Origin of the sequence: Microcystis sp. M20BS1, from assembly GCF_020245305.1 — a bacterium.
Taxonomy (GTDB): domain Bacteria; phylum Cyanobacteriota; class Cyanobacteriia; order Cyanobacteriales; family Microcystaceae; genus Microcystis; species Microcystis ichthyoblabe_A.
Genome location: NZ_JADBUZ010000238.1, coordinates 1 through 23,377, shown reverse-complemented (window position 1 = coordinate 23,377; position 23,377 = coordinate 1). Strand labels below are relative to the sequence as shown.

The following is a 23,377-nucleotide window of genomic DNA, read 5'->3' as shown; positions in this document are numbered from 1 at the left end:
ATCGCCGAAAAATCCGTTGCAACAGCATTGTTAGAATGCAGTCAATTACTTCAAAAAGCCATGAACATATTGCACTAGGGCAAATGCATCATGTCAATAAGCAGTATCAATAGGCGAACAGAGTCACTCCCTTGACAATAGGTGTACTACCTTCTCTGTTTGTAGGGACAACGCGAATATTGATGCGGGTACTTTCAGTAGCCTCTAAAGAATTAAATGCCTCTGGTGATTTTGGCAATGGGACAACAAATGAAGCTTCTTGTGGCATACGTGCCATGTGCGACATGCTGCCGAAAAAAGCAATTGTACCTGCATAATAAGGGCTATTGGCATCGACGTGATTTAGATTGGGTGGTGCTCCCAGAATTACATCAAATTCTCGCGAGAATATTGAGTCGTTAGACCGTTGCACAGTGACTTCTATCATCAGCGAGGGAACCTGCGAATTAGCAAGATGGCTATTGATTGCGGCTGTTGGGATTACAAGTTCAGCTACATTCTCTTTTATACTGGCACGGATAAGAGGTATCGAACTTCCGTTAGTATCTGAAGTTTGGCTGACCGAATGGCTAATAATTTCCTCACCGAAACCCGGCTCATATTCATACTCGAATTTAGCCATATCAAGGTACTGACCAGCATTACTCTCGCCCACATAGTTGCCCCTCCCATCTACATAGAATAGAAAGGGGTCTTCAGAAAGCTGTTGGAGATCACCGTTGGAGGGTAAATAGGGTAAATTGAGGCTCTTCTGCTTACGTGTCCAAATATCCCACAACCGATCAATATTCGAGTGGTGTAAGAAGAAAATTGGATCAACTGGTGATAGGAAATTTGTCATGCTTCCATAAGGTGTGGGATCAAGAGGTCCCACGCCACCAATATAGTTATGGACTTTGTTATGAGGTAACCCCTCAAGTACCGAGAATTTAGTAGTATTACTCGGTTGAGTATTATGCGATGGAGTTTTACCGCTGGTAAAACTAAGTTGATTACTTGAATTATAAAAATCTTTGGGTAATAATCCTGAAAGGATAACAGAGGGTGAGACATCGTACATTGTTTTTCCATCAAGACTTGGGTTATCTCGTGTTAGATAGCGTGAACTACAGGTGGTAGCATAAGCCATATTGCCAGCAATTCCCTTTTTTAACTGAGTGGAATAGCCAGTTACATCATTCCACAAGTCATCAAAACCCGTGTAGCCTCGTATCTTCAGTTGCGTAAGCTGGTCAGTATTAAGACTACTCCAGTATTTTATAAGAGCTGGCTTAAACTTCGATGTGAAAATTGCAAAATTGCTTGTATAAGCTTCAAAAGATTTGCTTCGTGGTGTCAGTAAATCATCGAACATGGAATCAGGAATTTGTGGTAATGTCGTCCAGTCCCAGTAGGGCATAGCAAATGTATCATCTCCGCTCAAATTACGGATAGTTTGCTCGAAATAACCTAGATAACCACGATGCCACACATAAAACCACCAGTTTCCATGCGGACAATCCATTAGATGGATAAAAGCGTTACGAAACCAGTTTTGTGGATGATCTGCAGACAGATTAAGCATCGCTTCGATCCCCTTAGCATAACTACGCAGCGCTTTTTTGCCTCCTTCACTCATGACGTTATAGCGTGTATATTTGGCTTCACTGACAGACGAGGAAGGTAGTGTCTGATTGCCTGTATATCCAAACGGCATTGCTACTATGCCAGTCATAGCAATGCTAGATTTTAGAAAGTAGCGACGAGAGAATATAAACGTCGTGTTTAACATAATTATCTCCAGCAGTGTTGATTCTAGAACTGAAAGGTTGGAAGCAATCTCGCAAATCCTTCAAAATACCCTCTAAATTTCTGCTTGTGGCTATCTAACGGCAAAGTTGAGCCGCTGCCGGATTTCCTTTGCTCAAACATATCACTCTTGGGTAGTCGGCTCCAACGCCTTGTTAGACTGTTGTTGATGTTGCAGTGATACTAATTGTCTGCCACTCGCGACTTGTCTTTTCTGCCAATCAGCAAATATGGCTTTGAAATCATAATTAAAAGATTTAGCATGCTCTTCTCGTATTCTGTGCAATTCTTCAAGAATTTCATCTTCCCACATAAATTTACTCTCCCATTAATTCATAGGGTGTACAAATGGTCGGCAATTTATAGCCAAAATCACGGCAGATTTCGGTAAGCTTTTTTTGGATTTGAGCGTTAGCAATATGTTTACAGTTCCATGTTAGCAAGTAATCTAATCCATGAACGGTGGCTACGGCAATGTGAATAGCATCATCGGATGCTTTAGCGGGAAGATTACTTCTAGTGAGTAATTGCATTCCCAAGTCTTCTATAGTGTCGGTAAGCTCAAGCACAGAGAGAATTTGCAGAATCGCTAGGTTCTTAGATGGGAGTAGCTCGCAACCGTAAACCGAGTGATTGTATAACTTTCAGGACAGTGGCAAATTCTGGATTACCTTCTAGTGACAGAGCTTTATAGAGGCTTTCACGTCCTAATCCTGTTTCACGCGCAATGTTTATCATTCCTCTGGATCGAGCAATGTCTCCTAATGCTGCTACCACTAGGTTAGGATCGCCATCTTCAAGAGCGGCTTCAAGATAAGCTGCTATATCTTCTTTTGTTTCCAGATGCTCTGCTGCATCCCAAAGATAAGTTGTAACTTTGTTCATGAGATCTCCTATAGGTTTTGTGATAAATCTAAAGCTGTTTTGATATCTCGATCTTGGGTGCGTTTATCGCCTCCTGCAAGCAACACGATTAACGTGTCCCCTCGTTGGATGAAATACACTCGATATCCCGCACCATAATCAATACGAAGTTCTGAGACACCTTTTCCTATCGGTTTTACATCACCAGGATTGCCCATGGACAAACGCCGAATACGAATATCTATACGTACCCTGGCTTCCCGATCGCGCAGTGATTCGAACCACTGAGAATAGATTTCAGTCTCCCGAATTTCAATCATGCTTCAAGTGTATCCTATAGGATACGGAAAAACAAGCAATAGGAAAACTTGCTTAACTACTTTTGTTCAAGCAAAGAAACGGTGCGTTCACTTCATTAACGCACCCTACAAGATCGGCGATCGCACTCTATCATAAGGTCGGGTGCAGTGATATGTTAGACGGTAATAAGGTGTGTGGGACGCACTCTACAAGATCTACAGACCCAAACGTTTATTTTCTAGTTTTCTCATCTCCGTTTGTACGCTAACACCAATTTGTAAGGCTTCATCTAAAAACCTGCCGTACTCCGTGGCTTTTTCTGTTGCTTGCAAGGATCTCAAGCCACTTAAATCAATATTAAATTGTTCTGGACTAAATTGGGGGTTTTCTCTCAAAATTCGCTCTGTTTGTAAAACTCGAACCAGATTTTCTCGATTAATTCTTAAAGCCTCTAAAACTTTCTCTCGTTCATTTAATTTAACGGGATTACCTACTGCTTCTAATTCATCTAAAATATTAATGTTTAAGATAAGTTGATAATATTGGCTGATTTCTTTACCAAAAACATTTTTTTTGTTGTATTTGTTGCCAATCCTTCCAAGTAGCCAAAAACAAACTATAGAGATTGGAAAGCAGATCACAAACACCCAAATAAGAGATTCTCTGCCAGTTGGTTGATATACTGTATTATATCTTCCGCCGACTATATCATAGAGAGCAGAGAGAGCCACAAATCCTGAAATCATCCCTATAATACTCCAGAAAGACATTTGCAAAGCCAATAGTGGTCTGATTGGACGCAACAAATATACTCCTCTTGATTTCTGATATCTCTGCCAAGTCAATCCAGTTAATCTTTTTAACTCCCCTAACGTAATTTCTAGTTCTTGTAAATCTGGTCGCATCTTTAAAGTTACTCCTTAAAATAAAAGCCGCTAACAAATTGGATATCATGCGTGCAACTGATACTATTGCACTTAACATCTTGTGAATGCAGGATAGTCGCTTCCTACTTGAATTAATTCATGTTTCGATATTGCCTTTAGTGTTAATTTATCTCCATCGCTTTCTTGGATCACAACATATCCGTCATCAATGATCCAGTTACCAGATAAGGTATTGGATTCTGATGAAGATGTGCCTGTAAGAGTAGTAGAAGACCCGATCCTCTCTCCAGTATAACTACCTCTTGGCTCAAGTTTGTATGTGTTTTTCTGATAAACAGATACCTGACCCTGCTGAATAAAAACGGTTCTAACCCAACAACCGGATATATCAGACTCGGCTACACCTGTATTTTTAAACGAACAGCCTACTAGGCACAGTAAACTAATTGCAATTAATGATGAAACTTTGATGAACATAATCATCGTTGGATTACCTCCAAAATTCCGTCTAACTATATATTATGCGGAAATTTTCCGTATATTACGCCAAATACGCACTTTTTTAAGAATCTTTCCGTATATTACGCTCAAATGGAGCGATCGCGAGAAGTTTTCCGTATAATATTACGATAAGCGTGTTATGCCGATTAGCTTACTCTGTGATGAACCCTCCCCCACCCCGAAAACTCCTAGACGTAGTGCGAGAGACGATCCGCCCTACCGCGTTACTTCTACCGCACCGAACAAACATATCTGGACTGGATTAAGCGTTATCTGCTCTTCCATCAGAAAAAACATCCCCGCGAAATGGGGGAAGAAGAGATCAAGTCCTTTTTGAGCCATCTTGCCGTTGACAAAAACGTTGCCGCCGCCACCCAAAACCAAGCCCTCAACGCCATCCTTTTCCTTTATCGGGAAGTTCTTAAAATTGAACTGGAAAATATCGGTGCATATTTACGAGCAAAAGGTCACAAACGTCTGCCCACCGTCCTCACCAAAAAAGTAAAAATGGCTGATGATTTTAGCGATCGCACAACAAGATGCGATCGCTGCCCAGGTCATTCTCAACCCACCAAAGTTAGGATTGCTCATCGAAGAAATTGAATCTCTTGAGAAGCAATTACTGAGCTTGCGGGTTGAGAGTCGAAGTTATCCCTTAAATGAGCTAATCGCCTTTAGCTCGGCTTTTATGACGATGAAAGCCATTGCCAGCAACTTAAATCAAATGAGTCAAGACTTACCTGCCTACACCCAATAAGGGCTAAATCCCTTCTTTTCTGGCTAAAAGGACGGGACAATTGACATTAACCCGCACATAATCCGAGAGGGAAGTACCGAGAAGGCGATCGAGATCCGGTAAACTCTTAGCCACGGAAGGACGGCGATCGGGCGACCCCAACAGTAAGAGATCCACATTATAATCATCGACGAGTTTGCAGAGTTGTTCTCCCGGTTTACCCCCCGTCACCACGCAGCGATAGGGTATATTCATCCGTTTCGCTTTTGCCACTGCCGGCCCTATAATCGGGTTTTCTTCCATTTCTTTGGGGGAAGTGGGGGCAAATTCCGGTTTTAAGTCGGGGTTGACGCGGGCCAGAATTAACTCCGCTGAAGGATAATCCCGCAGGAGATAAATAGCCAGATCGAGAGCTAAATCAGCCGAGCTAGACTTATCGAGAGCTACCATCACCTTTTTGATTTTTTTGACGTAAATATCGTCTTTTACCAATAACATCGGGTGATTAGTCAGTTGAAAGACGTATTGACTGACGGAATTTTCTAGAATTGCCTCCAGTCGCTTCAGTCCTCGGGAACCCATCAGGATCAAGTCTGCACCGATTTCGTCGGCAACTTGACAGACGGTATCTTTGGGATCTCCTTGACGCAGAATCGTGGAGACTTTGCTCGGTTCAATTTTGACTTCTTGCAGGATTTTAGTCAGCATTTGGGTCCCTTCTTCCCATTTACTGGCCAGAGCTTCGGTGGTAATCTGAGGGGGAACAACCCGGAGAATGGTAATCGACGCTTTCCGGATAGCGGGGAGATCCATCAATGCTTGTAGCATTTCTTGGGTTTGACCTGCGCCGGAATCAGCGTATAGTATTTTCTCTAGCATAAGATTAAACTCGGTCTATGATCTTAATAGTTTTAGCCAATTTTCAGCATACTGCTAATGTTGTTCCCGAAATTTAACAACTTATTAAGCGCTTTTTCTTAGGTAAATGCGATGCCGAAGGCACTGCGTAGCAGCTCGCACTTGAGGGGATTTTAAGTATTTATGCTCAATTGACTAGAAATGCTTGGCTCAAAATCATCGGGTCAAGCGTTCATTTGTATTATATTTTGGTTGCAATGCTGGCGCTCTCTTTTAATCACAGCTAAATTGACCATTTAATTGATGATTATTCATGGTTAATTCTCCAGCAACCAAGAGAATTTTTTATTTTTACAAGAGGTGTAGTTATGTCTTTATCAATTCGAGTAATTCTCCTAGTAGCGACAACAGTTTATCAGACGTTATCTGTTTGGTTAGAAGAACAAAAAGCACCGCCGGGTAATTTGATTAATCTGGGTAAATATCGCCTGCATTTTTGTCTAGCAGGAGTAGCTAGTCCCACTATTATTATTGACCATAGTTTAGGGGGAATTGAGGGATATTTTTTGCTAGAAGAATTGTCACAATTAGCTAGGGTTTGTATTTATGATCGAGCGGGTTATGGTTGGAGCGATTCTAGTCCTTATCCCCGGACTAGCTACCAAATTGTTCAGGAATTAGATAAATTACTAACCCAAGCACAAATAGAACCGCCTTATATTTTAATTGGTGATTCTTTTGGCAGTTATAATGTTCGACTGTATGCTCATCTGTTCCCAGAAAAAGTAGTAGGTTTGGTACTCACCGATGGTTTACACGAGAAAGGAATGCTGAAAATGTCGCCAGCATTAAAGGCATTAAAATTATTTTTTATCTCGGGATTTTTGATGTCGATTATTGGCTCAATTTTAGGCATTATCCGAGTTTTGAGAGTTCTAGGAGTTTTTGAATTATTAAAACCAGAATTGCGTCGCTTTTCCCCAGATTCTTGTCATCGAGTTAAGCGTTCTTTCTGTCGCGCTAAACACTGGATGACGATGAGTAGAGAAATGTTTAATCTCGACCAAAGCGCTCGTCAGCTGAGTGAGGCTAACAATTTCGGTAATTTACCGATAGTTAGTATTAAAGCTAATTCTTTTTTTAAACCTTCCCTTTGGACTCGGTTTATTCCCCTTAAAAGTGCCAACCAACTCCGGGAGGAGATGCACCTAGAATTAGGCAAGTTATCCGGAGATTTTCTGCAAATACAAGCGGATAAAAGTGGCCATTTTGTCTGGATGGATCAACCAGATGTGATCATCGATGCGGTCAGAATTTTGCTTGACAAAATTAACTCTATGTGCTAGGTAGGGTCTGCTGAATAAATCTAAAAACCTTGTTGGATAAAACTTTTAGACTTTTTTGATATCAAAAAGTGTCAGCCATTGGAGTGAACGGGGGGGAATAAAACCCCACACCCTACACCCCACACCCTACACCCCACCAACAGACTTTTTCAGCAAACCCTAATTATTGAGGGTAATAATCTGAGCGCTAAAACCCTGTTTAGTTAAATCTTGTACCCGTTGTTTAGCTTGGTATTGTTGCTGAAATAACCCCGCTTGAATCACATTTTCTCCCGTACGGATAAATGCGAGGGGTTCAATTTCTTGAATTTTTGCCAACGCTTCTGTACTATTACTCTGAACTTCAACCCGAAAGAGTTGATTAGCGGCAATAACCCGCTGCTGTGGTGGGGGAGAAGGGGGTTTATTGGTGCGATTTTGAGGTCTGGGTGCTGGTGGATTGACAGTTTGACGATTATGATTATTAACCACCGTAGCATCGGCAGGACGCACGGTAGCGGGAGCTTGAAAAACGTATTCTCTCAGGGGTTGATTACCGGAAACTGGGTCCGCCACCGGGGGGCGAACTGAAGGAGAATTAACTGGGGGTAAATTTAAGGGTGAACATTGGGAACAATTAACAGCACTGGGACTGTCTGAACGTTTAGTTGGTTGTCTCACCGCCGGCGGTGGGGGCAAACGACGACCGGGATAAAGATTCTGGGCAAAAGATAAGTTTGCTTTTAGCAGCAGCGTTCCTTGAGCGATTATCCCGACTTTTAACCAAAATAAAGCCGAGAAAAACAGTAGGTTTGTTCTCATTGTGCTGGTTTGTCCTCACACGAAATTTGGGTACACCATGTCCAAATTTTAAAGTAGGAGATGCTAGTCTAGAAAGTATATTGGTTAAAAATCATTACAAGATTTATGGGAAAAGTTGTTGTCGGTCTATCAGGGGGAGTAGATAGCTCTGTTGCCGCTGCCGCCTTACACGCTCAAGGTTATGATGTTATTGGCTTGACCCTGTGGTTAATGAAGGGTAAAGGTCAATGCTGCTCCGAGGGAATGGTAGATGCGGCCTTTATTTGTGAGCAGTTGGGGGTTCCCCATCATATCGTCGATAGTCGCGAGCTTTTCCAAAAAGAAATTATTGATTATCTGGTTTCTGGTTATGAAGCCGGAATCACACCGCTGCCCTGTTCTCAGTGCAATAAAGCGGTAAAATTTAGCCCGATGCTCCATTATGCTAGGGAAACCCTAGAAACGGATACTATTGCTACCGGTCACTACGCCAGAATTCGTTTTTCTCCTGAAAATAACCGTTATCAACTGCTGCGTGCCGTCGATAAAAATAAAGATCAATCCTATTTTCTCTATGATCTAACTCAAGATGTACTGCGTGGGACTTTATTTCCCTTGGGTGAACAAACCAAGGCAGAAACCCGCAGGATTGCCCAGGAATTCGGTTTAAAAACAGCAGATAAACCCGATAGTCAGGATTTATGCTTGATTGAAGCTCACGGAACGATGCGATCATTCTTGGATAAGTATATCGCCGTTAGTGAGGGGGATATCGTCGATCTCGATGGCAAAGTTTTGGGTAAACATAGCGGTATCCATCATTATACGATCGGACAACGCAAAGGCATCGGCATCGCCGCCGCCGAACCTCTCTATGTGGTAAAACTGGATCCCGTCATGAATCGGGTTATCGTCGGTAATCGCGAAAGTGCCGTTAGTGCCGATTGTCTTGTCGGACGGATGAACTGGGTTTCTATTGCTCAACCCACCACTCCTATACGCGCGCAAGTACAGGTACGTTATCGTTCTCCGGCCGTTCCCGTCAATGTTATCCCCCTAGAAAATAATCAAGTGAAACTGGTTTTTGATCAACCACAATTTAGCATCACCCCGGGCCAAGCAGCCGTGATTTATGAAGGGGAGATTGTCCTCGGTGGGGGGATTATTTCAGGAGCCACCCCATAGGGAGAGCCACCAATTCACAAAATAACCTGATTATGGTTCGGGGGTCATTCTGCCAATTAGGGACTCTCCCCGGCAGGTTTAGCTAAAAATTAACGACGGGGTACAGAAGCCTCGATGTTAATATTCATAGCGGAGACTCTTGGTACAGGATTGCCTTTGGCGCTACCGAGACCCCGGGCCATGGCCAAGAAGCTGGAAGGATCGCCCGCTTTGGGTTTTTGTTCTTGGGGAACATAGCGACGGACAGCATTCTGCCAAACGATTTGGGGGAAGCCCAAAATACCACGATAGTAGCCATCGTAGCGAGGCGAGGTGATGTTGAATGGACGTTCACCGATGTCGCGGCTGGCTAGGGTGCGACGACGTTGGTAGGGAACGGTATCATAACCAAAGCTTTGCAGATACTCGTCACTGTTGAGAAGTTGATCAACAAAACCTTGAATACCTTTGGTGGCAACGACAATCGACCAAGCAATTTTTTCTCTTTCGCTATAGACATCGCGACCGAGAACTCTTTGTACTACCTGTTCGACAAAGCGATAGTTGCTGTTTTTCTCGTAGAAGCTGTTATAGAAGGTTTTCGATAACAGTAAACCACGAATGAAATCCCGCACCGATAATTGTCCATTGCGTAATTGGGATTCGAGGAAGGGTTCCCGATCCCATTTGAAGGCATGGAAGAAAATCTGACGGTAAGCGGCTTCGATTAAATCGTCCAGGTCGGTAGGGGAGAGGACATTTTCCGTCGTGTAAACTTTCGGTTTTTCGTCTCCACCGACATCATAACCAGCTACCCGCACGTTTTGGGACTTGGGGGCGTAATTTAAAAGAGGAATGGCCAAGGGTAAACCTCCGTATCCTTAGAAATGCTTAAAAAACTTTCCTCCTAATGATAAGGGAGTAGGTGCCAACTAGAAAAGAAATATTAAAAATTCTTACAATTGTTAAGAAAACTTGCTTACCATCCAGGGTGTTGGGGAGCGCCGGAGCAGGGAGCGCCGGAGCAGGGAGCGCCGGAGCAGGGAGAGGGGAGAAAAAAGGGCGTTGTCAGATCAGAATAGGAAAGATGCCATGCAATCCTTGCTATCAAAGTAATTTCAGTTCCAAGCTGATTCGGATCATCTTTCAATTTGACAACGCCGAAAAAAGCGTTCGACTGATAACTGATAACTGATAACTGATAACTGAATTTACCAGCCACTAATCGAATAGGATGATGGTTCGGGGGAATCACTAGAGACTGACTCCGATGACTGATTGCGGGATTCAGCACAAAAAGTGGCCGTATTAAAACCGCCAAAACGTTGAACTGTGCTAGTGCGGAGACGTAAATCGGCATCGGCAAACCAAAAACGCTCGATCGAGGTCATAGTTTCGTATTCTGTAATTAAGACTAAACCTTCCTGTTCATCAATGTGATAACGGCCCGCCACGGGAATGATTTCCGCATAACCTCGCTCCCGCAGGAGAACACCAGCTTGGGGATTATCTTCATCGGGAATTAGCGCAAAAACGGTGGTTCCTTGATGATTTTCGTCTTCTTTGTCCCACTGCATCGAACCATCCCAACTGACAAAGGCACCCCCCACAGTCTTAGCGGGATCGACTTCGTGCATTTCACAGATAGCGATAATTTTCGGGTTATCGGCACCTAAAGCTTCCACATAAATCTCGGAATCGCCAGTTTCTGCTCGTCGAAAGGGTAAATGATGGGTGGTGCGCTGAGATTTCCACTGTCCCGCACTTTTCTGAAAAAAGGTCATCCCGTCCATAGTTTTTATCCTCTATTTTTTCCATCTATTTTAACGCCATCGTCGTTTTCTGTAACCCTTGTCCCCCCCTCTCTCTCATTCATCCCCAAAATAATCATGATCGATTCTCTTGATTTCATAGATTTCTTTGGTCGATACACCTAAGTTATAAGTAGGGAGGCACAATTATTTGTAGGATGAGTTAGCGGTAGCGTAAACTATGCGGGCGTTGGGTTTCATGCTTCAACCCAACCTACGTTATTATTCATCCCCAAAATAATCATGATCAATTCTCTTGATTTCATAGATTTTTTGGGTCGATACACCTAGGTTATAATCAATCATCAATTGACTTAATTCTTCCCCATCAATCAGCACTATTTTTATCTCATTTCTGGGGGCATATTCTAAAGCCTCTTGGGTAAAATAGGAAGTAGTGATAAAAATACCTTTTTTGGCTCCTTGTCCCGCTAATGCCCCGACAAATTTCTGAATTTCTGGACGACCAACGGCATTATTATCAGCCCATCTTTTGGCTTGAATATAGATTATATCTAAACCGAGTCTATCTTCTTTTATTATTCCATCAATCCCTTGATCACCGCTCTTACCCACTGCTTTACCTGCATCTCTAATCGAGCCACCATAACCCATTTTTACCAGTAATTCTACTACTAATTTTTCAAAAGCATCTGGGGATAATTTTCGCAGAATAAAAAGTAAGTCTGTTGCTAATGCTTGACGAATTTCTTGATAGGAGTTTTCTAGTAATTCCTCGGGATTTTGTTCTTGATCAGAAGTTGATAAATTGCTTTCAAGAGTAATAGTTTCATTTTGCTTATTGACTCGATTGAATTCTTGAAATTCAGGAAACTGTCTCAGAAATTTGGCATCAATTCGAGCAGGATTTTGAGATAAGATTTCTTTTCCTTTCTCAGAAATTACAAAAGTTGCCCTTTGGGGTGAGTCAATTAATCCCGCTTTCTTTAAATAGGTTTTTGCCCAACTGACTCGATTAGAAAAAATTTCTTGTTGTCCACTGGGAAGCATTTCTTTTCTTTCCGCTTCTGTGACTTGAAACTCTCTGACCAAGGCTTCAATAATTTCTCGATATTTATACACTTTGCCATCTGCAAGTATTTTTAATAGAGGCAACATAATCGATTGAAAATCGGGAATAGGCATAGTTCAGATGAAAAGCGGGGGCAGTCATCACAATTATACAGCAACAAGCTCCAAGAATTTAGATAGATAATAATACACCTGAAATTATTAAGAATGTCGAGAGGCATTCCTCAAGAATCTGAGAGAGAATCAATATTATGGGCATCTAATACTAAATCTTGTTTAAAAGGTATAGGAGATCGGGAAGTAGTGGAGCCTTTTTAGTAAACAGTAAACAGTGAACTAAAAACTCACATCTGATAACTGATAACTGATAACTGATTCAAAACTGACGGCTTTAAATATAACTTAACTCAGTAAAAAAGACCTATTCGGATGGACAAGAAAGCCTTTTTTTAGGGCCTCTCGTCCTAATAACATCCGAAACCCCATGACATCGCGATTAGTCAAGGTTAATTCGATCGGCCATTGACGACCGCCAAGCAATACACTTGTTCTGATAACGGGACGTAGTTGACTTTGACCACCGGAATTTTTTACCTGTCGCCATTCGAGGATTTCTGCGGTGGTGGTGACAGTGTGGTGACTATCTTTTTGGTAGGGATGAACTTGAAAGCGCAGCCAATTGCGATCGCCATCTCGAAAAGGATGCAGATGAAAAGCGTGTAGGGCCGAGGAGCGAGCGCCTGTATCAATCTTGGCCTTAATTTTGGTAATGCCTAAATCGGGTAAATCGAGCCATTCTCGCCAACCGACGATCACTCGATCGAGGGTCATTTTTTTGTCTCTCGTCTAGAATATTCATTAATGTAGCAGAATTCTTAATTTCCTCCCTCTAAAAGTTTACAGATTGAATTTGAGCGACTACAATTAGACCATTCAAACTCCTGGGTGTGGTATGAATTTAAAACCATCTGCTTCTTCGTTACTTGGTATGGTTCGATAGGGGGGCATAAATCGACTAAATCCTTATCTGGCAAGAGACTTAATTGATTAGTTCGCTCCAGATCGCAAACAATTGACAAAAATTGCGGTAATCTCTGTTTCTATAAGGGTTTCATCTCTTATAACCCCCGTCCATTGCATAACACAACCCGAAGAACCACAAATGTTTGAGTAAAATCGGAGTAAAGTCTTTAGGTTTAGGCGATTGATGCCGGATAGGGTTAGAGTAATCAGGGAGAAACTGATTTATCGAGAGGCTATATCATCCTATGCTAGAACTCTATCAATTTGAACTATCTGCCTATTGCGAGAAAGTCCGTCTCATCCTTGACTATAAAGGACTTGCCTATAAAAAAAGGGACGTGGTGCCGGGGGTGGGACAATTAGAATTATTCCGTCTTTCTGGACAGCGACAGGTTCCCGTCCTCAAGGATGGTGATACCTATATTGCCGACTCGACGGAGATTGCTTTTTATCTCGATCGCAAGTATCCTGAAAAACCAATTATACCCACAGATCCCCTCCAACGGGGTCAATGTTTATTAATCGAAGAATGGGCCGATGAATCCCTGGGATTAAAAGGAAGAACCGCTTTTCTCGGCGCTTTTGCCCAAAATCAAAACTTTCGTACCGCCTTTTTACCCCGGGAAACTCCCGATTTTATGCGCTTGTTGCTGGGTTCCTTGCCGGGGGAATTAATTGATATTTTTGGGACGGGTGTAGGTCTGGGAAAAGATGCTATCAATACGGCTAAAAAAGGGCTACAACAGGACTTAGAGGCTTTAAACCTCATTTTAGCCAATCGTCCCTATTTAGTCGGGGATCAGCCCAGTTTAGCCGATTTAGCTGTGGCGGGATTAAGTGTACTGCTTAAGTTTCCCCAGGGTTCCTATCTCAACTTACCCCCGGAATTGCAAGGCAAGGGGATTCCGGGGTTAGCTGATAATAGCGCCTACGAGGGCTTTTTTGTCTGGCGTGATCGTCTTTATAGTCAATACCGTCAAACTATTACCCCGGGGAGTTCCACCCCTCCCATCGATTCCCCCACCTCTATCCAGATCGAATAGCAGAGCTTGACTAGGGTGGTGGGGTGTGGGGTGTGGGGTGTGGGGTGTAGGGTGTGGGGTGTGGGGTGTGGGGTGTGGGGTGTGGGGTGTGGGGTGTGGGGTGTAGGGAGATTAAATAAAAGCAATCTCCTATCTCCTGTTAAGATTCGCGTAAAACGTAGCCAACACCGCGCACGGTATGAATGAGGCGTTTTTGACCACCAGCTTCCATTTTCAGGCGTAAATAGCGAATATATACCTCAATAACGTTTGATTCTCCTTGAAATTCATCTCCCCAGACATTTTCGAGAATTTGATCCCTTGATAATACTTCTTTCGGGTGAATCATCAGGTAGCGGAGCAGTTCAAATTCCTTCATCGTCAACTCAATATTTTTGTTCTTATAGGAGAGACGACGAGTGGCTAAATCCAATACTAAGTCACCGAAGCGCAATTGTTCGGGGATAGTTTCCATCGGTTGCAGGTAAAAACGGATTAATTTGAGGAAAGATTGCGAATTATAGGGTTTGAGAAAATAATCGTCGGCTCCCGCTTCCAAACAGGCGAGACGTTCTTCTAGAGTTTCTTGAGATACTAATAAAATAATATAAACGCGACTTCCCTGGGAACGTAAACGACGACAAAACTTTACACCGGCCTCCGCCGCGAGGAGGCGATCGAGTATAATCATCGCTGGCTGCCAACTTTCCACTTCTGGGAAAGCGCTATCAATGCTAGGCACAATCAGGGGACGATAACCTGCTTCTTGCAAGTTCGCACTAGCTAGTTTAGCGATATTCTCCTCAATTCCCACCAAGAGAATCGAAGAACTCAGAACTTGTGTACTCATTAGTCGGCAGCGGTAAAGAAATAGGAAAGATAGGGAGGCGACTGGCCAATTATACTTAATTCATTCTTGCCTAACCGATTTTAGATAAAAAAGTTAACGCTGTGGTGCGTTGGACAAAATTACCATTGACAGACCAACCGGTCACTCGATCGGGGGACGACCAGAGGCTAAGATGATCTACAGGGGGATCCGCATAAAAATTTTCTCCACCGCTACCCAATAAACAGGAACTCCAATGGGTAAAATAATCATGACTAAGGCGATAAATGGGAAAATTACCGATTAATGGCACTCCCCACCCGTCCAGAGCCATTAAAGCTCGAATTTTCACCCCTTGAGCTTGCCAATAATAGGCTAAAGCGATCGCATTTACCACCCCCGCACTAAACCCAATCAAGGTTAGGTCTTCTCCGGGTAAAAAAGCTTCATTTAAGCAAGAAAAAGGAGAAATAATAATATAGGAGCGTAATTTTACCGATTTGCTCCCCAGATGTCCTAAAAAATCCTCCGTCAATCTAGAATCATGAAAACCAGTACAAATCACTAAGGTATTGACACTCCCGTCCTTAAAAGCGAGGGATTCTTGGTTCATAGAGTTTCCTTAATTAGTAGTTTAAATGAGCCTAAACCCTTAAATAGCCTGGAATCCAACAAAGCAAAAAGCTTTTTTTATTAAAATTGCTTTTTTGAATTCTGGTGAGCCTTACTTGGCAAGGCTTGCGTCGATTATTTTCTGCTAACATATCATAACTACTCTAGAAGAGCCATAATTGTTAAGAAAATGACGCGAATTACCGTTATTGGTGCAGGGATTGGCGGACTAACGGCGGCGGCATTATTGGCGCGTCGAGGTTATCAAGTCACAGTATATGATCAGGCGCTTGTCCCCGGGGGTTGTGCCTCGACTTTTTCCCGTCGGGGTTTTACTTTTGACGTGGGGGCAACTCAAGTGGCAGGATTAGAAGTAGGGGGCATTCATCAGCGCATTTTTGCCGAATTAGGGATAGATTTACCCGATTCTGTCCCCTGCGATCCCGCCTGTGCCGTTTTTCTGCCGGGGGAAACCAATCCGATTAATGTCTGGCGCGATCGGCAAAAGTGGCAAGAGGAAAGACAAAAACAATTTCCGGGCAGCGAACCTTTTTGGCAATTATTACAAAAACTCTTTCAAGCAAGTTGGCGTTTTCAAAGTCGCGATCCAGTTTTACCCCCGCGCAACTGGTGGGATTTAGGGCAATTAATCGCCGCTTTGCGTGTAGATACTGCCATTACCTTCCCCTTTACTTTGATGACTGTGGGGGATGCTCTGCGATTATACGGCTTAGAGAGGGATAAACGCCTAAAAACTTTCCTTGATCTCCAGTTAAAGCTTTATTCCCAAGTTACTGCCGATGAAACCGCTTTACTTTATGCCGCCACCGCTTTAGCAGTTTCTCAGTCTCCCCAAGGTTTATCCCACCTTCAGGGTAGTATGCAGGTATTAAGCGATCGCCTAGTAACAGCTTTGGAAAAATACGGCGGTAAATTGCAAATGCGCCATACAGTGGAAAAAATACTGACAGAAAAGGGAAAAGCCACGGGAATTATCGTCAGAAATCAAAAAAATGGTCAAATACATCCAGAAATGGCCGATGAGATTGTCGCTAATATCCCGATCCAAAATTTGCCACAATTAATCGATCGCGAAGCCATTCCCAGTCTTTATCACCGGAGAATCGAAAAACTTCCCCCCGCATCCGGTGCTTTTGTGGTTTACTTAGGAGTCGATCGCGCTGCTATTCCCCCCGATTGTCCTCCCCATTTGCAATTTCTCTACGATTACGATGGCATAATCGGCGAAAATAACTCTTTGTTTGTTTCCGTGAGTAAAGAAGGGGATGGTCGCGCTCCAGTGGGAAAAGCGACGATTATTGCTTCTTCCTTCACCGATACCAGTCTTTGGTGGCGAAAAGGAGAAGATAATTATCAGCAATTAAAAGCAGCATACACCCAAGAGGCGATCGAGCGTCTCGGTAATTATTTCCATCTTAGTCCTGATCACATCGTTCACATCGAATCAGCTACTCCTCGCACTTTTGAACGGTTTACGGGGCGAAATCAGGGCATTGTCGGCGGTATTGGTCAAAGACTGTCCACTTTTGGCCCTTTTGGCGTAGCGACGCGCACTCCGATCCCCCATCTTTGGTTAGTAGGAGATTCCACCCATCCGGGAGAAGGCACTGCCGGAGTCAGCTATTCGGCACTAACGGTAGTTAGACAGATTGAGAATAAATTAAGTAGTCGTGCAAAATAAATTTCCTAGTGAAGATAGGCAAGAGGCAATAGGCAAGAGGCAATAGGCAAAAGCTTTATCGAAATGTGTAATTAATTTTGCTTAGGTACTTAGCTTCTAGTTAGCCGTAATTATGAATTATGAATTATGAATTGGTAAGAATAAATAAAAGCAATCTTCTGAATACTGAATACTGATAACTGATAACTGTTAACTGTTAACTTACCCACTGATAACTGATAACTGATAACTGATAACTGTTATAAAGCGCCGGCTGCCGTGCGATCGAGTATTCCCGCTCCTAGATGAGAGGTAATATTAATTGCTTGCAGGACTGGTTGAGAGTCAACTCCTTTAGGATAATCGATAACACTAACCGCACCATTTCCCTGTTTAATATTCCAGAAATTAGCGGGTTTTAAACCCAATAAATAACAAAGAATCACCTTATTAATGGCATCGTGAGCTACTACCATAATTGTCTTAGGACTATCACTATTACTATAGGTTTTAACGATTTGCTGCCAACAAGCGATCGCTCGATCCCAAACCTCCTGTAAATTCTCCCCTTCCGGCATTTGCACGGTTTCCGGGGCATTTTTCCAGTCTTCTAACATCCCGGGGAAACTCGCTTCAATTTCCTCCTCTAATTTACCTTCCCAAAGTCCGTGACAGATTTCTGTCAGATCCACTTGGGTGTCTAAGGTGACATTGGGGTGATATTGCAGGATAATTTGGGCAGTTTCCTTGGGACGGGACAAAGGACTGGTGACAGCGTGATCGATCGCCGTTTCTCGCAGAAATTCGGCGGCTTTCTCAGCTTGAGCTTTGCCATTATCATTGAGAGGAATATCGCGCACCCCTTGAAAACGTTTATCCCGATTCCATTGGGTTTCTCCGTGACGCACAAGCAGCAGCCTAGAACCTTGGAAAGGAGGACGCGGTGGGGGTAAAGCTATCCCTAGGTGTGCCGTTTGATTGAGGGATTCCACCTGGACAGGATCACCAAAATCACGCGTAAAATTGAGAACATTAACGCAACAGTTAGATTGTTGGAGGGAATGGTATAAGGAAACTGGAATACCGATGGCACTGAGGATTAAACAGCGATTAATGCCGTTATGGGCAACAATGAGGATAGTTTGGCCCTCGTGTTGGGGAATAATTTCCCGCCAAAAATCCTGCGCTTGTTGATAGAGGGAGAGAACGGGATAATGTTCCTGACCATCGGGCAGTATCATCTTAAATTCATGAGGTTTTTGGTGCCAATCCCGATATTCTTGGGGGTATTGAGCTTTTACCTCCTCTTTGACCATATTTTCCCAGATAGGCAGATCGATTTCTAGTAACTGCGAAGTGGGTTGAATGACGGGAGAGTGATTTAAACGAGACTGAATCACCTCAGCAGTAGATTTGGCTCTTTGGAGAGGACTACAGTAAAAAGCGGCGATATCGATTTGACTGAGGGCATTTCCTACTTTTTCCGCGTCCAGATGCCCTTTTTCCGTCAAAACCGAGCCATCACTGCGACCTTGTATTTTCTGCTCTGCGTTATAACTGCTTTGTCCATGACGAACAATAATCACACGAGTAGCCAAGCGGTTCAGTCTCCTTAACTAAAAGTCTCAATATCAGATTACAGGCGATCGGGATCGGAGTACAAATCAGTGATCAGTAATCAGTAATTACTAGAGTTCGCTTGTACTAAAATATCGCCTACAGTTTCAAGGCAGCACAGCATATCAAAACTTCCTGATATAACAATCTCTTTGGGATCAAGGGTTTGGCGGTTTAGTCAAGAAACCATGACAATGTACTTGGTCAAAATCGGAATCTTGCTGTTTAATAGGTATTTATAACAAGCGATTCCCTTGATCCCCATCGAGTGGATCTCTTGTTCACAAAGCAATCGATGAGTAGTTGAAGGATTACCCAGATCACTGCTTTTGCAAATGCCCAAAAACATTTGCCGTCGTAACTAATCGGAGAGCGTCAACTCATGGTTCCAGAATACCCCCCCTTAGATGAGATGACCTTGCGGCAACTACGACGAGTTGCCAGTCAATACAGCATCTCTCGTTACAGTCGGATGCGGAAAACGCAATTAATCGAGGCAATTACCCAAGCTATGGGAGTAAGCGGCAATTTTAAATCTATTATTAAAGAGGAAAAACCAGTGGAAGCAGCAAAATTTGAATTAGGTCAAGCTAACCCGATCGAAGATATTCTAGGTTCAGTGGATGATGGTTTAGGAGATCTGCCCGGTGGCTACGGGGAAAATCGCATTACCCTCCTACCTCGCGATCCTCAGTGGGCCTATGCTTACTGGGATATCCCCAACGAATCAAAAGAAGATCTCCGTCGTCAAGGAGGACAACAGTTAGCCCTGCGTCTTTATGATGTCACCGATATCGATATCAATAGCCAAGGCGCGCATAGCGTCCAAGAATATCTCTGTGATGAATTAGCCCGGGAATGGTACTTACCGATTCCAGTCAGCGATCGAGATTATGTTATCGATATCGGTTATCGTTGTGCTGATGGACGTTGGTTAGTTTTGGCCCGTTCTCCTTTAGTGCGGATTCCTCCCGTCTATCCTTCCGACTGGATTGAAGATATTTTTGTCACCGTTAACTGGGAAGAAGAACTGGTGGGTAAAACTGTTTACGAACTCGTTCCCCCCAGCAAACGCTACGACAGCAGCACCGGAACCACCGGAAGCCCTATCTACGACCAAATTTTCGAGAGTGTCGGCGATATCGAGGCCCTACGGGTGGCCGGTTCCTTGTTTGGTTCCATGCAGCACGTCGCTGGTTCCGTACCGATGTCGGAAGTGATCAGTTCTTATGTATTCCCCTCCGGGGTTGGTATGTGGGCAGTTCCCACGGTATCGGGACTAACCGCTTCCGGTATCGGGATGACTGCTTCTGGTATCGGTATGGGTGCTTCGGAAACCCTACAACGTCCGCGCAAATTCTGGTTAGTTGCCGATGCAGAATTAATCGTCTATGGTGCCACCGAACCCGATGCCACCGTAACTATCGGTGGTCGTCCGATTAAACTCAATCCCGATGGCACTTTCCGCTATCAGATGTCCTTCCAAGATGGTTTAATCGATTATCCGATTATGGCCGTGGCCGCCGATGGTGAACAAAATCGTTCTATCCACATGAAATTTACCCGGGAAACCCCCTCTCGCAACACCAACACTAAAGATGAGGCGGTTCTAGAATGGTTATTCTAGATCGGGTTTTCTAACGTTACCAAAGCCAACCTAATTACTTCCCCCTAACTGAGATTCAGTTAGGGGATTTTTTTCGAGAAGTTAACGGCAAGCTACCGAGGGGGTTGCTTGGCGCTATCAACTTCTATTCCCAAATCTGACAGCTTAGATCGCCCGATTTTTGGGAAAGACGCAGATTTTCACCGTAATCGACGGGAACATCGATCACCGTAGGCACCTCTTGCCGGAAAGCCTCCTCTAGTGTCGGGATCAAATCCTGAGCAGATTCCACCCGATAGCCTTTTAATCCCATACTTTCGGCAAATTTAACAAAATCGGGATTACCAAACTTAATAAAAGAAGAGGTCCCAAAATAGTTTAACTGCTTCCATTCGATTAAACCGTAACCGCCATCATTAAAGATGAGAGTGACGAAGGGAGTTCCCACCCGCAAAGCTGTCTCCAATTCCTGACAATTCATCATAAAACCGCCGTCTCCCGTCACCGCCACAATGCGCTTATCGGGATGAACTAACTTAGCGGCGATCGCACCAGGGATAGCAATACCCATAGCGGCGAAACCGTTAGAAATAATGCAAGTATTAGGACAATCGGAGTGATAATGGCGGGCCATCCACATTTTATGAGCGCCCACGTCACAAATAGCGATATCTTCCGGTCCCATAACCTGACGCAGATCGTAGATCAATTTTTGTGGCTTGATCGGAAAACCCGTATCATTGGCATAGGTTTCGTAATCGGCCCGAATTTCCGTCTTTAATCCCGCGGTGACAGGAGTTGGTTTATTCTGGCGATCAGCCCGTTTGAGGATATCGATGAGAGAATCGGTGATATCACCCACCACTTCCACCACCGGAGCATAACTGCTGTCAATTTCCGCTGGAGTCATGCCGATGTGAATAATCGGTAATTTCCCGTCTGGATTCCATTTTTTCGGGGAATACTCGATTAAATCGTAACCAACAGCGATAATTAAATCACTGCGATCGAAGGCACAACTAATCAAATCCCGTTGCTGTAATCCTACCGCCCAAAGAGCCAGAGGATGGGTATAGGGAATCACCCCCTTACCCATAAAAGTGTTAGCCACAGGGATATTCAAGGCCGTGGCGAATTCCGTTAAAGCCTCACTAGCATTAGCGCGAATTGCCCCATTTCCCGCCAAAATCAAGGGATTTTTCGCTTTAGAAATCACTGCCGCCGCCATATTCAAAGTCCGATAGGAAGCGTAAACTTTTTCCTGACTGTCGAGGGGCAAAGGACTACCATCGGCAGGCATAGCGGCGATATTTTCAGGAAGATCGATATGAACTGCCCCCGGTTTCTCACTTTGGGCGGTTTTAAAGGCTCTCCGTACCACTTCTGGGGTTATACCCGGCCGGACGATCTGTTTATTCCATTTCGTCACTGGGGCGAACATGGCCACCAGATCCAGGTATTGATGGGATTCAATGTGCATCCGATCGGTTCCCACCTGGCCGGTGATGGCCACCAAGGGTGCCCCATCCAGGTTAGCATCGGCTACCCCTGTCATCAGGTTAGTCGCCCCCGGTCCTAAGGTGGAGAGACAAACCCCCGCTTTTCCCGTCAAGCGTCCATAGACATCGGCCATAAAAGCCGCGCCCTGTTCGTGACGGGTGGTGATAAATTTGATCGAGGAGTTTTTTAGGGCTTCCAAAACATCGAGGTTTTCTTCCCCGGGTAGCCCAAAAATATACTCGACCCCTTCATTCTCTAGACATTTAACTAGAAGTTCGGCTGTGTTTAATTCCCCCATAATTCCCTCCTGTAGAGCTTACTTCATCAGTAAAGTCTCTAGAGATAGTTCATCCCGGCGGATTGAGGTTGTTGCGCTCAACTCGTCGGGATGATATCAGTAGACTATATGTACCAATGTAGCTGACTAAAATTTTGTTTAAGTCTATCCATATACTATTGTGACTTAGATCTTGACCCTTGGCAGATTATTTATTACCACAATGGAGGGGAATTTTTTTTTAGGCCGTTAATTCTTCGGCAGCGTGGGCTAGTTGGGCGGCGACTTTGGCTAGATAGGGACGACTTAACCACCAGATAAACGGGGACAGCCAACCGCGCAGGGTGACAGAATAGGAAATATAAGTACCACAGAGGGTTGATTCTACTTGGTAGGTCATTTTCTGTTCCATGCCGGGGATAGCGAGAACTCTGAGGCTGAGGAGTTCCCCGGGGCGGACATTTTCCACGAAAACCCGGATAGGAATGGGAGTCAGACGGGTGACAGCTTGATAGATTAACCCCGGTTTAGCGATTAAACCCAAGGGAACATCGGCCTTGGCAATCAAAGGATGCCAAGAGACATCGGCCACATTGATTAATTTTTGCCAGAGGACATCGACGGGGGCGCTACTGACCACCCGATAGGTTTTGTAGAGTGAAAACTTACAGAATAGTCTGCCTTTGGCCGCTACAATCCTTAGGGAAAAATTGAGAATCACCGATCGCCCCCCCGCAAAAATAATCCAGGTAATCTTCCATTGTAAAAAATAAATGGCTTTCTGGGAGTGTGGGCTTTTTATAATTTTAACTTAGCGTCAGCAGAAGTCCCGCGCTTGAGTGCGATCGAATGAATGCTCTATTTAATTTGCTGTCATAACGTATCAAGTCGGAGCGATCGCTAGACTAAAGAGATAACCAAATAGCCTCCGATGGGTAATGATTTGGTAGTAGTGGCGTAGCCCTCTTGCTTACCTGGTATGAATTGTGTAAAATATTTATTAATAAAAATAATTGGAACCCGATCAGTCTTTAAACCTCTAGCTTGATCATGACTTTTCTGATAAATATCTTTTTCTGGCTTCTGTCTGGCTTACTCAAATATCAGTCTAGCACCGAACAAAATCCCCCCTTCACCTCTATT

At 43.9% G+C, this 23,377-nt stretch carries 24 protein-coding genes and 1 pseudogene; 7 read left to right on the top strand and 18 right to left on the bottom strand.

Going from position 1 to position 23,377, the window contains the following annotated elements; all coding sequences use genetic code 11:
* Nucleotides 1-106: 106 nt before the first annotated feature.
* The 7 genes and pseudogenes from IM507_RS22435 to IM507_RS22405 form a co-directional block, all read right to left on the bottom strand.
* Nucleotides 107-1,771 (bottom strand): tyrosinase family protein, encoded by a 1,665-nt coding sequence (locus IM507_RS22435; protein ID WP_002737342.1) that lies wholly within the window; start codon nt 1,769-1,771, stop codon nt 107-109.
* Between the two features lie 141 nt (nt 1,772-1,912).
* Complete coding sequence (locus tag IM507_RS22430) at nt 1,913-2,101, bottom strand: hypothetical protein (protein ID WP_042790729.1); 189 nt, start codon at nt 2,099-2,101, stop codon at nt 1,913-1,915.
* A gap of 4 nt (nt 2,102-2,105) precedes the next feature.
* Nucleotides 2,106-2,321, bottom strand: a pseudogene (locus IM507_RS22425) (PIN domain-containing protein); the annotation flags it as partial.
* 64 nt (nt 2,322-2,385) lie between these two features.
* Nucleotides 2,386-2,673: an addiction module antidote protein gene (locus IM507_RS22420; protein ID WP_002736628.1), complete on the bottom strand. Its 288-nt coding sequence runs from the start codon at nt 2,671-2,673 to the stop codon at nt 2,386-2,388.
* Nucleotides 2,674-2,681: 8 nt separating this feature from the next.
* Nucleotides 2,682-2,972: a type II toxin-antitoxin system RelE/ParE family toxin gene (locus tag IM507_RS22415; RefSeq protein ID WP_042790730.1), complete on the bottom strand. Its 291-nt coding sequence runs from the start codon at nt 2,970-2,972 to the stop codon at nt 2,682-2,684.
* Nucleotides 2,973-3,167: 195 nt separating this feature from the next.
* A complete protein-coding gene (locus IM507_RS22410; RefSeq protein ID WP_002736511.1) occupies nt 3,168-3,857 on the bottom strand; it encodes a hypothetical protein in 690 nt (229 codons plus the stop codon).
* 72 nt (nt 3,858-3,929) lie between these two features.
* Nucleotides 3,930-4,322 (bottom strand): hypothetical protein, encoded by a 393-nt coding sequence (locus IM507_RS22405; protein ID WP_042790731.1) that lies wholly within the window; start codon nt 4,320-4,322, stop codon nt 3,930-3,932.
* Nucleotides 4,323-4,592: 270 nt separating this feature from the next.
* Here IM507_RS22405 and IM507_RS22400 point away from each other — a divergent pair, with 270 nt between their 5' ends.
* On the top strand, nt 4,593-4,943 hold the full coding sequence (locus tag IM507_RS22400) for a site-specific integrase (RefSeq protein ID WP_353847877.1): 351 nt from the start codon (nt 4,593-4,595) through the stop codon (nt 4,941-4,943).
* The gene (locus tag IM507_RS22395; RefSeq protein WP_002791477.1) at nt 4,924-5,097 is read left to right on the top strand and encodes a hypothetical protein; all 174 of its coding nucleotides are present in this window, start codon (nt 4,924-4,926) and stop codon (nt 5,095-5,097) included. Before IM507_RS22400 ends, IM507_RS22395 begins: the two co-directional genes overlap by 20 nt.
* A 3-nt stretch (nt 5,098-5,100) precedes the next feature.
* On the opposite strand, the gene IM507_RS22390 is transcribed toward IM507_RS22395, so the two are convergent.
* Nucleotides 5,101-5,955: a universal stress protein gene (locus tag IM507_RS22390; protein ID WP_008201218.1), complete on the bottom strand. Its 855-nt coding sequence runs from the start codon at nt 5,953-5,955 to the stop codon at nt 5,101-5,103.
* Nucleotides 5,956-6,302: 347 nt separating this feature from the next.
* Between IM507_RS22390 and IM507_RS22385 the strand changes: the two genes are divergently transcribed.
* Nucleotides 6,303-7,280 carry an alpha/beta fold hydrolase gene (locus IM507_RS22385; RefSeq protein ID WP_287637771.1) on the top strand — a complete coding sequence of 326 codons (978 nt, stop codon included), beginning with the start codon at nt 6,303-6,305 and terminating at the stop codon, nt 7,278-7,280.
* Nucleotides 7,281-7,439: 159 nt separating this feature from the next.
* On the opposite strand, the gene IM507_RS22380 is transcribed toward IM507_RS22385, so the two are convergent.
* Nucleotides 7,440-8,081: a hypothetical protein gene (locus IM507_RS22380; RefSeq protein WP_123230572.1), complete on the bottom strand. Its 642-nt coding sequence runs from the start codon at nt 8,079-8,081 to the stop codon at nt 7,440-7,442.
* A gap of 105 nt (nt 8,082-8,186) precedes the next feature.
* Between IM507_RS22380 and mnmA the strand changes: the two genes are divergently transcribed.
* Nucleotides 8,187-9,245: a tRNA 2-thiouridine(34) synthase MnmA gene (mnmA, locus tag IM507_RS22375; RefSeq protein WP_123230573.1), complete on the top strand. Its 1,059-nt coding sequence runs from the start codon at nt 8,187-8,189 to the stop codon at nt 9,243-9,245.
* Between the two features lie 89 nt (nt 9,246-9,334).
* Here the strand turns inward: mnmA and IM507_RS22370 are convergent, their stop codons facing one another.
* The 4 genes from IM507_RS22370 to IM507_RS22355 form a co-directional block, all read right to left on the bottom strand.
* Nucleotides 9,335-10,087, bottom strand: a complete 753-nt coding sequence (locus IM507_RS22370; protein ID WP_016515545.1) for a phycobilisome rod-core linker polypeptide — start codon at nt 10,085-10,087, stop codon at nt 9,335-9,337.
* 348 nt (nt 10,088-10,435) lie between these two features.
* The gene (locus IM507_RS22365) at nt 10,436-11,017 is read right to left on the bottom strand and encodes a phycobiliprotein lyase (protein WP_287637770.1); all 582 of its coding nucleotides are present in this window, start codon (nt 11,015-11,017) and stop codon (nt 10,436-10,438) included.
* Nucleotides 11,018-11,257: 240 nt separating this feature from the next.
* Nucleotides 11,258-12,181, bottom strand: coding sequence for a restriction endonuclease (locus IM507_RS22360; protein WP_002737279.1), 924 nt, complete (start codon nt 12,179-12,181; stop codon nt 11,258-11,260).
* A 288-nt stretch (nt 12,182-12,469) separates the two neighbouring features.
* Nucleotides 12,470-12,898 (bottom strand): ATP-dependent zinc protease family protein, encoded by a 429-nt coding sequence (locus IM507_RS22355; protein ID WP_002737273.1) that lies wholly within the window; start codon nt 12,896-12,898, stop codon nt 12,470-12,472.
* 437 nt (nt 12,899-13,335) lie between these two features.
* On the opposite strand from IM507_RS22355, the gene IM507_RS22350 reads away from it, so the two are divergent.
* Nucleotides 13,336-14,133 carry a glutathione S-transferase gene (locus tag IM507_RS22350; protein ID WP_002735198.1) on the top strand — a complete coding sequence of 266 codons (798 nt, stop codon included), beginning with the start codon at nt 13,336-13,338 and terminating at the stop codon, nt 14,131-14,133.
* 139 nt (nt 14,134-14,272) lie between these two features.
* Here IM507_RS22350 and nblR read toward each other — a convergent pair whose 3' ends face one another.
* Both nblR and IM507_RS22340 read right to left on the bottom strand, forming a co-directional pair.
* A complete protein-coding gene (gene nblR / locus IM507_RS22345) occupies nt 14,273-14,962 on the bottom strand; it encodes a response regulator transcription factor NblR (RefSeq protein WP_042790735.1) in 690 nt (229 codons plus the stop codon).
* A 70-nt stretch (nt 14,963-15,032) separates the two neighbouring features.
* Nucleotides 15,033-15,554, bottom strand: coding sequence for a hypothetical protein (locus IM507_RS22340; RefSeq protein ID WP_002736927.1), 522 nt, complete (start codon nt 15,552-15,554; stop codon nt 15,033-15,035).
* A gap of 189 nt (nt 15,555-15,743) precedes the next feature.
* Here IM507_RS22340 and crtD point away from each other — a divergent pair, with 189 nt between their 5' ends.
* Complete coding sequence (gene crtD, locus IM507_RS22335; RefSeq protein WP_287637769.1) at nt 15,744-17,255, top strand: C-3',4' desaturase CrtD; 1,512 nt, start codon at nt 15,744-15,746, stop codon at nt 17,253-17,255.
* Nucleotides 17,256-17,494: 239 nt separating this feature from the next.
* Here the strand turns inward: crtD and IM507_RS22330 are convergent, their stop codons facing one another.
* On the bottom strand, nt 17,495-18,832 hold the full coding sequence (locus IM507_RS22330; RefSeq protein WP_069473746.1) for a histidine phosphatase family protein: 1,338 nt from the start codon (nt 18,830-18,832) through the stop codon (nt 17,495-17,497).
* A gap of 401 nt (nt 18,833-19,233) precedes the next feature.
* Here IM507_RS22330 and IM507_RS22325 point away from each other — a divergent pair, with 401 nt between their 5' ends.
* Entirely contained in the window at nt 19,234-20,478 is a 1,245-nt protein-coding gene (locus IM507_RS22325) for a DUF4912 domain-containing protein (RefSeq protein WP_002744224.1), read from the top strand.
* Between the two features lie 124 nt (nt 20,479-20,602).
* Here the strand turns inward: IM507_RS22325 and IM507_RS22320 are convergent, their stop codons facing one another.
* Both IM507_RS22320 and IM507_RS22315 read right to left on the bottom strand, forming a co-directional pair.
* Nucleotides 20,603-22,255, bottom strand: coding sequence for an acetolactate synthase large subunit (locus IM507_RS22320; protein ID WP_069473745.1), 1,653 nt, complete (start codon nt 22,253-22,255; stop codon nt 20,603-20,605).
* 220 nt (nt 22,256-22,475) lie between these two features.
* Complete coding sequence (locus IM507_RS22315; protein ID WP_002735718.1) at nt 22,476-22,955, bottom strand: hypothetical protein; 480 nt, start codon at nt 22,953-22,955, stop codon at nt 22,476-22,478.
* Nucleotides 22,956-23,377 lie beyond the last annotated feature (422 nt).